Consider the following 10,356-nt stretch of genomic DNA (forward strand, 5'->3'; position numbering starts at 1 on the left):
ATGTTCAATATTGGAATTTGCCTCGTTTCTGTGGTATAAGTGGGCATGTTTGCTATGAGAAAGTTGATTATATTACTTTCCCTTATAGGGCCTGCGATTATCACCTCAAACATCGATAATGATGCCGGTGGTATTGCTATTTACTCTATTGCAGGGGCGCGGTATGGATATAACCTGCTGTGGACTTTAATCCCCACCATATTTCTTCTTATTATATATCAGGAGATGTCGTCAAGGATGGGGGTTGTGACCGGCAAGGGTCTCGCCGATCTTATACGTGAGAATTATGGCATAAAAACTGCCTTCTGGGTCATGGTATGTCTTTTTTTTACGAACCTTGGGAATACTATGGCTGAGTTTTCAGGGTGGGCAGCGAGCATGGAGTTATTCAGCATAAGTAAATACGTTTCTGTGCCATTGGGGGCTTTTTTTGTATGGTATTTAGTGCGAAGGTGGAATTACAGCATATTTGAAAAGATATTTCTTTTTGTTTGCTTGATATATCTAACGTACATTTTTTCGGCATTTCTGGCGAAGCCTGACTGGAATGAAGTGATGATCAAGACGGTGACCCCCTCTATTCAATGGAATATGGATTATCTGATTATCATTGTGAGCATTATCGGTACATCTATTACCCCGTGGCAGCAGTTTTATCTCCAGTCCGTTGTGGTTGAGAAGGGATTGAACGAGAAGGACCTCTGGGCAGCAAGGTTTGACGTCATTTTCGGGTCAATTATGATGGGGGTCGTTGCATATTTTATTATCGTTGCGTGTGGAGCAACGCTCTTTCCGGCAGGCATCAAGATAGATTCGGCAGAAGAAGCTGCCCTCTCATTGAAGCCGTTGGCCGGGAAATATGCCTATATCCTCTTTGCCGTTGGTCTGGCGAATGCATCATTGTTTTCAGCATGCATCCTCCCGTTAGTAACGACTTACTACATATGTGAAGCAATGGGGTGGGAGGCAGGTGTAGGCAAGAGCTTTAAGGAGGCCCCTCAATTCAGTTTTATTTTTACCTCCATCCTTGTAATAGCTGTTGCAATCGTTCTGATACCGAATTTGCCCCTTATAAAGGTCATGTGGTTTTCACAGATAATAAACTGTCTGCTTCTGCCGGTCATATTGATATATATGCTGCAACTCATTAATAACAAGGAGCTTATGGGGGAGTACAAGAATTCCATGTGGGTAAACATAGTATCCTATTTCAGCACACTCATGTTGATTGTCTTGAGTGTTATACTCCTTTACAACACAATTATTGGTGTTTTTCGGTAGCCGCAGTCCTGCCTTGCGGGATAAGCCTACGTTCATTATTATGTTCGTTGACTTTTTCACATTTATACTATAACTTAACTATGTAAATCCTTGTGATTATGGGATATTGACTAATAATGAGGGGGCAGATATGTCAAATGTAAATAAAGTAATACTTATAGGCAGGCTTGGAGCAGACCCGGAACTCCGCTACACAACGGATGGTACATCTGTTGCTACCTTTAACATGGCAACAACGGAAACATGGAAAGACAAGGGTGGCAACAAACAGGAAAAAACAGAATGGCACAGGGTAGTTGCCTGGAGAAGACTGGGTGAAATTGCAGGGGAATATCTCAAAAAAGGCAGGCTTGTCTATATAGAGGGGAGAATCCGGTCTCGTGAGTATGATGCAAAGGATGGAACCAAAAGAAAGGTATTCGAAATTGAAGCAACAGATATGAAAATGTTGCCATCCGGGACAGCATCCGACAGAGACGAAAAAACAACCTCCGGGTTTAAGAAGGAACGCACTGAAGAGGGATTTGTGCCGGAAGTCGAAGAAGATGACTTACGCATGTGATTTTAGCGTAGAGCGCATAGCATAGAGGTGTAGCTGATAGCTGGTAGCTTAATAGCGGGGTGAGTTGTGAATTATAGTGATTACGAAGGTGTTATGGGGCTTGAGGTTCATGCCCATCTGTTGACACAGAGTAAATTATTTTGCGGATGTTCGACAAAGTTCGGCGCTGAGCCGAACAGCCATACCTGTCCTACGTGTATGGGGTTGCCCGGGGCATTACCGGTTCTGAACAGGAGGGTTGTGGATTTTGCCATAAAGCTCGGGCTTGCACTCCATTGCGATATCAACAGAAGAAGCATATTTGCACGAAAGAACTATTTCTATCCCGACCTTCCGAAGGGATACCAGATATCACAGTACGAAGAGCCTATTTGCGAGAACGGATACCTCGATGTCTTCATGGGTGATACTAAAAAGAGGATCAGGGTAAAGAGGGTGCACATGGAGGAAGATGCGGGAAAGCTTGTCCATGAAAGCACCATTGAAACAAGCTCTTACAGCATGGTGGACTATAACCGGTCGAGCGTTCCTCTCCTTGAGATCGTCAGTGAGCCCGATATTCGAACACCTGAAGAGGCAACCCTCTATCTCAAAATACTCAGGGATGTCCTCATTTACCTTGAAATATGCGATGGAAACATGGAGGAAGGCAGTTTCCGTTGCGATGCGAATGTCTCGGTGCGCAGGAAAGGCGAGGCCACCCTTGGCACAAGGGCGGAATTGAAAAACTTAAACTCCTTCAGGTCTATTGAAAGATCTCTCGATTACGAGATCACAAGGCAGATCGAGCTTATCAAAAAAGGCGGCGAAGTGGTCCAGGAAACCCGGCTTTTTAATGTAGATGAAGGGATTACCTACTCCATGAGGGGCAAGGAAGAGGCGCATGATTACCGGTATTTCCCGGAACCTGACCTTCTCCCGCTTGTGGTTGACGACAAGTGGATTGCAGATGTGAGGAAAACATTGCCTGAGCTTCCCATGGAAAAGATGGAAAGATTCATGAACGAATACGGCCTGCCGAAATACGATGTAGAGATACTCTCATCGGATAAAGGGCTTGCAGGGTATTTTGAAGAAACAGTGAAGATATTCCCCGAGCCGAAGATGGTAAGTAACTGGATCATGACAGAACTGTTGAGGGAATTAAAGGATGGCAATGTATCGCCAAAGGATTCACCTCTCTCCCCGGCCCATCTCGCAGAGTTGCTGGCCCTCATCAAGGACGGAACAATAAGCATTAAAATGGGAAAAGAAATCTTTCCCGAGCTTTGCAAAAGCGGTGCATCTCCGAAAAGACTTGTTGCCGACAAAGGACTTGTCCAGATATCCGATGAAACTGCAATAACTTCCATTGTTGAAGCAGTCATTGCCCGTTCTCCAAAAGAGGTAGTTGAATTTAAGGCCGGTAAGGAAAAACTCCTGGGGTTCTTTGTGGGACAGGTGATGAAGGAGATGAAAGGAAAGGCAAATCCAAAACTCCTTAATGAATTGCTCTTGAAGAGGCTCAAGAGGTAACACATGACTGACCACATTTACTGGAAAGATGGTTCTCTTTATTTGCTTGACCAGAGAGCGCTGCCGTTCAAGAAGACGTATCTGCAATGTAAAGGCTTAAAAGATATCGTCTATGCTATTAAAAGTATGGTTGTCAGGGGGGCGCCGCTTATCGGTATTGTGGCGGCCTATGGTGTTGCGCTGGGAATCCAGGAGATTTTAGCGTCAAAAGACCGGATTAAGGATGACGACATTGATAAGATATGTGAAAAATTAGCGAAAACACGGCCCACGGCAGTAAACCTCTTCTGGGCCCTGGAACGAATGAAAAACGCCTTCAGGCAATACAGTAACAAGGCTGACATGCTCGACCTTATGACAGATGAGGCAATCGCAATCCACGTTGAGGATATCGAAAATAACAGGATGCTCTCTCTGTATGGTTCTGAATTGATTGATGATGGTGATACGATACTGACACATTGCAATGCGGGCGCACTCGCAACAGGCGGGTATGGGACAGCCCTCGGTGTAATCAGGGCAGCACATGCGAGCGGCAAAAAGATAAAGGTCATCGCCACGGAAACAAGGCCATATCTGCAGGGCGCAAGACTTACCGCATGGGAACTATATGAAGAGGGGATTGATGTTGAGCTTGTCCCTGATAACCATGTGGGATTCCTCTGTTATAATAAAGGTATAAACAAGATAATTGTAGGGGCTGACAGGATTGCCCTTAACGGAGATACGGCAAATAAAATCGGCACCTATATGATCGCACTCTGTGCCTCTCATTACAAAATCCCTTTTTTTGTGGCAGCGCCTGTTTCGACATTTGACAGGAATATCGATAATGGGGCATATATCCCTATAGAAGAAAGGGACAGTAAGGAAGTAAAATATATTCACGGCAAGCCCCTGACACTCGAAGCCATAAAGGCACGATATTACTCCTTCGATATTACTCCGGAACGGTATATTTCCAATTTCATAACCGAAAAAGGAATAATCGAAAAGCCGTTTAAGAAATATATTAAAATGCTCTTCTCTTAAATACAGTGAAAACAATTACTCTTCTCACAGACTTTGGATTAAAAGACCCTTACGTCGGGATTATGAAGGGGGTTATCCTCTCCATTAATCCCGATGTCAGGATTGTTGACATTACCCACGATGTGGAGCCCCAGGATATACGGGAAGGCGCCTTCCTCTTAAAGGAATACTATCAGTACTTTCCAAGGGACTCTATCCATGTGGCAATAGTTGACCCTACCGTGGGAAGCAGCAGGCGGGCATTAATTCTTTATAAAGATGGCCATGTATTTGTGGGACCCGACAATGGTATTTTTTCTTTGCTTATCGAAAGCGATACCGAGAGCTATGTGATAACCAACAGGGATTTCATGTTGAAGCAGATAAGCTCGTCTTTCCACGGAAGAGATGTCTTTGCACCCATTGCAGCTCACGTTGCGTATGGGCTTCACCCTTCAGCGCTGGGTGAGAAGGTGATCGATCTGGTGTGCCTCACAAATATCTATCCTGATATCATCAATGCGGTGCTCACTGGAGAGGTAGTGAGGTTTGACAGGTTCGGGAACGCCATAACGAATATCGATATTGAGACCTTCAATGATTTCGCTGGCGGTAATGATTTCAGGATACATATAGGCGATATGGACTTTGCCTCACTCCACAAAAGCTATTATGAGCAGGATTTCACCTGTCTGACAGGGAGTTCGGGCTACCTCGAATTCGGGTATTACAAGGGGAGCTTCCAGGAGAAGACGGGAATCAGCAAAGGCGAAGCAGTCGCTGTAAAACTCTTTGAATTATAAAGAATAATCCGCCATCGTGTATCCGCAATCACGATGTTTCATCAAGTTGTAGACCCTCTTCGAGGGCTATGGCCTTCTGTCTGCCCAGTTCATCTATCTTGCGGAGAGGCCTTTCGAGCATGTTGCTCCTTGTCGTAACGAGGGTATCGTACTCTGTCTTTGCGGCATCAAGCCTATCGCCCATTGCCTTGAATTTTTCTTTGTAGGCTGTCCACTGTTTGGAAAACTCAGTGAGAAGCTTCAGTATTTCAGAGGCGGTCCGCTCAAGGTTAAAGTTTTCAATGGCCTGTCTTATCACTGCAAGAACAGCATAAAGGGTAAAGGGCGAACAGAGAATAACCTTTTGCCTGAGCGCTTCATCCATAATTGCAGGATCGGCCTCATGGATGAAACTGTATACCTGCTCATTGGGGATGAAGATAATCACATAGTCCACGGTATTTTCGGAAGGGTTAATGTACTCGCGGGTTGTAACCTGCTTGATCATAACCCTTGTGTTTTTAAGGAGTTCGTCCTTGTACCGTTTTTTGTCATGCTCTGATTCTGTATTCATGTAGTGCATATAATTATCGAGAGGGAATTTCACATCCATATTTATTTTCGTGCCATTGGGCATAAAAAATGTATAATCAGGCCTACCGGAGGAATTTTCGAGTGTCTTTTGTTTTATGTAGTTAATCCCTTCTGTCATGCCTATGAGCCGCACGATATCTTCCGCCATGCGCTCACCCCACTCGCCTCTCTTCTTCGAACTTGCAAGGGCATTGCCGAGATGTGCTGTAGTATCGTTGAGTTTTTGGGTGACCTCTTCGTGTTTCTTGATGAGGGTCGCAACTTCAGTAAATTTCTCTCCGCTTGTTTTTCCAAAATCCTCAACCCTTTTCTGCACCTCCGTTAAGGTTTTTCCTATTGCCTCGATATTCTGGTCAATGAGCTCTTTCTTGCCTTCAAGCTCCTTTTTCCCCTCCGTGGTCTGCGATTTCAGCTTTTCCTCGGCAAGCTTTATAAATTCGTCAGCATATTTTTTGAATTCGTCAGTATTCTTTGTCAGTGCATCAAGTGAAAGCGCCTTAAATGTTTCGCTCAATTCTTTTCTTACGGTCTCAAACCGCTGCACCTCCTCTTTAAAGTGTTTTTCTGATTCTTCAAGCCTTGTCAGTGCTTCTACTTTTGACTGCCGCTCAATGCTGAGCTCGTTTCTGAGCTGGTTGAGTTCTTCTTCTCTCTGCAGAATTTGTTTCCCTCTTTCTTCAACAACCGCCTCAGCGGAGCTTGCCCTTCCCTCAACCCCGGCATACTTCTTTTGGGAATATGCTGAAGAAAGAAGCCAGGCAACCACACCTCCTGCAATCAGGCCAACAATGATATAAATCAATATTTCCACTTTTTTACTCCTTATTCAAAACCAAGTAGATTTTCACGTACTTACGTCATTTGATAGTGTGTAAAGTAAATGTTTGTTTAAATCTCAAGTCTCGACGTTCCACCCGTATTTGTTAGTTTCATGACTTGCATTTATAGATTCAAATGTATCCTGAGGGTGTTGTTTATTGATTCCTGAATACCGTTGCGGGCAATGAGTCCAATCGAATTTGTAAGCCTTTCCTTTGATATCGTTCTTATCTGATGAGTAAGTATTATAGAATCCAGTAAAATTCCTCCTGTTCCCGCATTCAGCAAGACTTCATTCGGATAAACCTTTCTCCCTTTTTTAAGCGTCGTAATGGGCAGGATGGTTACTACGGGCATAACACTGTTAAAGTCTTCGTCGCTTATCACGAGGACGGGCCTTTTTCCTCCCTGTTCAGAGCCGGGAATAGGGCACAGGTCGGCAATAAATATGCCCCATTTATAATGCATTACTCAACCCCTTCAAAATCAGGGTATTTAAAATCTTCTTTAATTTCTCTTATATCAGCGAGAAAAAGGGCATCATTCCCTGCTTCTAAAATGGCTTTTCTTATCTCTTCCTTTTTAATTCGATCAAGCTCGTCTTTTATTGCGTTCTCCACAAAGGAATTGATGGATTTATAGAGCCCTTTTCCTACAGCTTCTCTCACTCCTTCCACAACTTCTTCGTCGAGTACGTAAGTTACCTTTTTACCCATAATGTTTCCCCTTTAACCAGCCAAAACATGGTATCATGAGGTGGTATTTAATGCAAGCAAATTATATGGTATTAATAACAAGTTATCCTTTTGTTTTACGCCCGATAACCGTATAGGCCGTAAGCGCTGCCAAGAAACTGCCTTTCCCTGTTCTATTGATAAGTTCTTCGATCCAGCAGCAACCTTGAGCCGCGGAAATAAATCCTCCTGCAGTGGCCCTTCGTACCGTTTCACGTAAATTGTACACCTTGTCAGCCGTTTCAAAATCCGTTATAACCGAAGTGCTGGGGTAAATTTTTACATCTGATAAGCCGGAGGAAATGAAATAATCGCACAAGTTACGGCCGATCCAGTTGTTCGTAAAAGAATCACACCACAAATTTTCAAGGGTTCGGGTAATTTCAATATTCTGAGAAGTTATTGAAAATGTCCCCCAATCATTATCATGGGCGAGAAGCAACCCATCCGGCTCAAGAACACGGACTAACTCGGAGATGGCCCTTTCCGGTTGCGGAATGTGTTGCAGCACCCGATCAATCCGGCATCTTGCAAAGGAATTATCGGGAAAGGGCAGCGCTTTTACATCTCCTGTTTGGAATTGAACGGGTAGCTGCGCAGAAAGTTCCCGTGACCGTGCTTTCTCAATCATTGCGGCACTTGAGTCAAGACCGACTACTTTTCCGCCTGGCATTATTCGCTCAGCGATCCTGAAAGCATCATCACCAAGTCCGCAACCAGCCTCAAGCACCGTCATCCCATGCTTAAGCTGCAACAGCTCGTAGCTTTTCAGCTTGTATTCCCTGAAATACGCTAACGAATCCAACAAGGCTAAGCAGGCAAAATATGCATCCTGGTTCTTTGCACCGTCAACGTCGGCAAAACCAGTCGAGAGATACTCGTCGTTCATCAAAACTCCTTCCCAACCCATAGACGCCTTCTGTGTATATGAATTAATACAAAAGTGTTACCTATGTACCCAGAATAATCTGGTTACCTATGTCCCCGTTCGCTCATTTTCCTCGATAGCCCTTTCAAATTAACTGAAGAATCAAAAATCGAGGATGGGAGAACTTTCATTCGGCACCTTTCTAATATTCTGATCCTTTACAATAATGAAAACTGCGAACAATAGAAACAGTAACTGTACCAACAAGGACCACCAAACCGGAGCGGTGGTTATGTATGCCGGGGCTTTTAGACTCCCTCCCCGGAGCACATACAAACACAATGTGTGAATGTTTACGAAAGAAACCGCGGCCTTGAACCCGATCAGACAGCAGGTCACCATGAACCAGTGTCGAGGCGCCATCTTCACACCAGCGACTACAAAGAGCAGCGGAGCAAAGAAGCGCCATATCAACTCGTCTGTGTACGGGCGAACACCGGCAAATGGTATAGCTCTGAAGATGATTTGGTATACGCTCTGCGCAGCCAGATCCGCCGCGAACGCCAGCGGTATGACTAATAGCCACCGTAGCCATGTCGGAAGCCTCAAAATGAGTTTATCGACCCATTGTTGCACGAGCATCAGCCCCCATCTTCACATATTTATTCATATGCCCAACATCGGCGTCAGTCAGAGGCCTGATTTCAGGCCGATTGACTGAACGCAATTGTTAGCTGACTCATTCATTCACGCCGAAATAGGTGTTCCTATGTGGCCCGTCCAGAGTCAATTTCCCCTTTTGAATGTGCCAGAATGTTTCGTCAACCTCTTTGAGACATTCGGGTAAATTGTTAAATATCTCAACCGAAGAAAAACGCATCACATAGAAGCCGTGTCGCTGCAAATAGCGGTCACGAATGCGATCTTTAATGTATGCATTGGCCTTTGCATGAAACTCAAGGCCATCGCACTCAATTGCCAGAGAAGGTCCTTTCGCTGTCTTTATCACAAAATCGATTTTATACTTGTGGTGGTTGTCATGGGCTTGGTACTGCGGCAGCCACAGAAGCCCGGCAGATTTTAGACCGTCTTCCATCAATTTCTCGATTGGACTCGATGGCGAGAAACTATACCAGGTCAGATTCCGGTCTCTCTTCAAAAGCTTACCCATATTGGTTTTGGTATATGCTACAACGGTATTAGCTGACGAGTATGGATACAAAGCATCAACCAGATTATATACGCATAGATTCTGATCATCTCTCGTTTGAGGGCAGACCCAATTTCTATCACCTTTCTTTATGAACTTCTTTGGGCAGCAATTAAATAATGCTACAGAGACTACCTCTGCCGCTTGGCCAAGGTCCACTGAGTCTATCACTTCGGACCATGAGTTCCTAGTGTGTCGGACCATGTCTTCAAAAATATGATTTACATCCTGACCCATAAAGCAGAATCGACTGAACCAGTTGGATAGAACAAACGAGAGAGTTTGGAAAGTAATCTTTGCCCCCGATTGATTTCTAAACATATAGTCATGAAACATTATTTCTCGATTGATCTTGTATTCATTTGGGGCTCGGTCTTCAGAGGGTGTGCCTTTTTGACTGATGTACTTTTGAAGCCAGTCAGCATTTTCATTCCACTCTCGCCACCCGGCAGGCAAATCCACGTAGCCAATAAAAGCATTCTCTGCCTTAAAGTCTGGTGCTTGTTTGCCAGCCCATGCCATTAATAACTTCTTAAGGGTGCTGTCCTTTCCTTGAACTAAGACATTGCCGTTATTGTAGAATGTACATGGGATCTCAAACACACCATCTGTTACGCTTATTTGTTTTCCTTTTTGAACGTCTCGCTCATCAAGGATTTTGAGTTTTTGAGTATCTACGAAAAGCCTAAACCTTTCAATCACTTTAACCTCTCTATGGTACGTTGCGTTGCAGCTAACGGGGAGCTGAGCGGTGGCACGACCCTGCCCACACCGAAGGTGTGACTGCAGAGGGAGTGACAACGTTCCAGCGTTTTGTTAGGCGGACCGCTGGTAGCGGTACGCCGTGCCCACAAGGGCAACAAATCGATGAGAGCGTAGCTCAGCTCCCCGTAAGGCGGACGAGGAACCGAGCGGATCAACGAACGAAGTGAGTAGCGAGGTGACGAGAGCGTGGAGGAGCGCCCATTGCTTTTAATTGC

General features: G+C 44.8%; 10 protein-coding genes. 5 read left to right on the forward strand and 5 right to left on the reverse strand.

What is annotated here, in order from left to right:
- Positions 1-54: 54 nt before the first annotated feature.
- The 5 genes from NTX75_14130 to NTX75_14150 all read left to right on the forward strand — a co-directional run bounded on the left by NTX75_14130 (position 55) and on the right by NTX75_14150 (position 5,172).
- Positions 55-1,281, forward strand: a complete 1,227-nt coding sequence (locus NTX75_14130; protein MCX5817352.1) for an Nramp family divalent metal transporter — start codon at positions 55-57, stop codon at positions 1,279-1,281.
- Between the two features lie 130 nt (positions 1,282-1,411).
- Positions 1,412-1,843 carry a single-stranded DNA-binding protein gene (gene ssb, locus NTX75_14135; GenBank protein ID MCX5817353.1) on the forward strand — a complete coding sequence of 144 codons (432 nt, stop codon included), beginning with the start codon at positions 1,412-1,414 and terminating at the stop codon, positions 1,841-1,843.
- 66 nt (positions 1,844-1,909) lie between these two features.
- Positions 1,910-3,358, forward strand: a complete 1,449-nt coding sequence (gene gatB, locus NTX75_14140; protein MCX5817354.1) for an Asp-tRNA(Asn)/Glu-tRNA(Gln) amidotransferase subunit GatB — start codon at positions 1,910-1,912, stop codon at positions 3,356-3,358.
- Positions 3,359-3,361: 3 nt separating this feature from the next.
- Complete coding sequence (gene mtnA / locus NTX75_14145; protein ID MCX5817355.1) at positions 3,362-4,390, forward strand: S-methyl-5-thioribose-1-phosphate isomerase; 1,029 nt, start codon at positions 3,362-3,364, stop codon at positions 4,388-4,390.
- A gap of 5 nt (positions 4,391-4,395) precedes the next feature.
- Positions 4,396-5,172 (forward strand): SAM-dependent chlorinase/fluorinase, encoded by a 777-nt coding sequence (locus NTX75_14150; GenBank protein ID MCX5817356.1) that lies wholly within the window; start codon positions 4,396-4,398, stop codon positions 5,170-5,172.
- A 28-nt stretch (positions 5,173-5,200) separates the two neighbouring features.
- On the opposite strand, the gene rmuC is transcribed toward NTX75_14150, so the two are convergent.
- From rmuC to NTX75_14175, 5 genes are all read right to left on the reverse strand, one after another.
- On the reverse strand, positions 5,201-6,556 hold the full coding sequence (gene rmuC, locus NTX75_14155) for a DNA recombination protein RmuC (protein ID MCX5817357.1): 1,356 nt from the start codon (positions 6,554-6,556) through the stop codon (positions 5,201-5,203).
- Between the two features lie 131 nt (positions 6,557-6,687).
- The gene (locus tag NTX75_14160) at positions 6,688-7,032 is read right to left on the reverse strand and encodes a type II toxin-antitoxin system PemK/MazF family toxin (protein ID MCX5817358.1); all 345 of its coding nucleotides are present in this window, start codon (positions 7,030-7,032) and stop codon (positions 6,688-6,690) included.
- Positions 7,032-7,280 (reverse strand): hypothetical protein, encoded by a 249-nt coding sequence (locus NTX75_14165; protein MCX5817359.1) that lies wholly within the window; start codon positions 7,278-7,280, stop codon positions 7,032-7,034. Before NTX75_14165 ends, NTX75_14160 begins: the two co-directional genes overlap by 1 nt.
- 82 nt (positions 7,281-7,362) lie before the next feature.
- Positions 7,363-8,208, reverse strand: a complete 846-nt coding sequence (locus NTX75_14170; GenBank protein ID MCX5817360.1) for a methyltransferase domain-containing protein — start codon at positions 8,206-8,208, stop codon at positions 7,363-7,365.
- A 697-nt stretch (positions 8,209-8,905) separates the two neighbouring features.
- Positions 8,906-10,078 carry a DUF559 domain-containing protein gene (locus NTX75_14175; GenBank protein MCX5817361.1) on the reverse strand — a complete coding sequence of 391 codons (1,173 nt, stop codon included), beginning with the start codon at positions 10,076-10,078 and terminating at the stop codon, positions 8,906-8,908.
- Positions 10,079-10,356: the final 278 nt, after the last annotated feature.

The organism is Pseudomonadota bacterium (assembly GCA_026388315.1).
In the GTDB taxonomy this organism is placed as follows: Bacteria; Desulfobacterota; Syntrophorhabdia; order Syntrophorhabdales; family Syntrophorhabdaceae; genus MWEV01.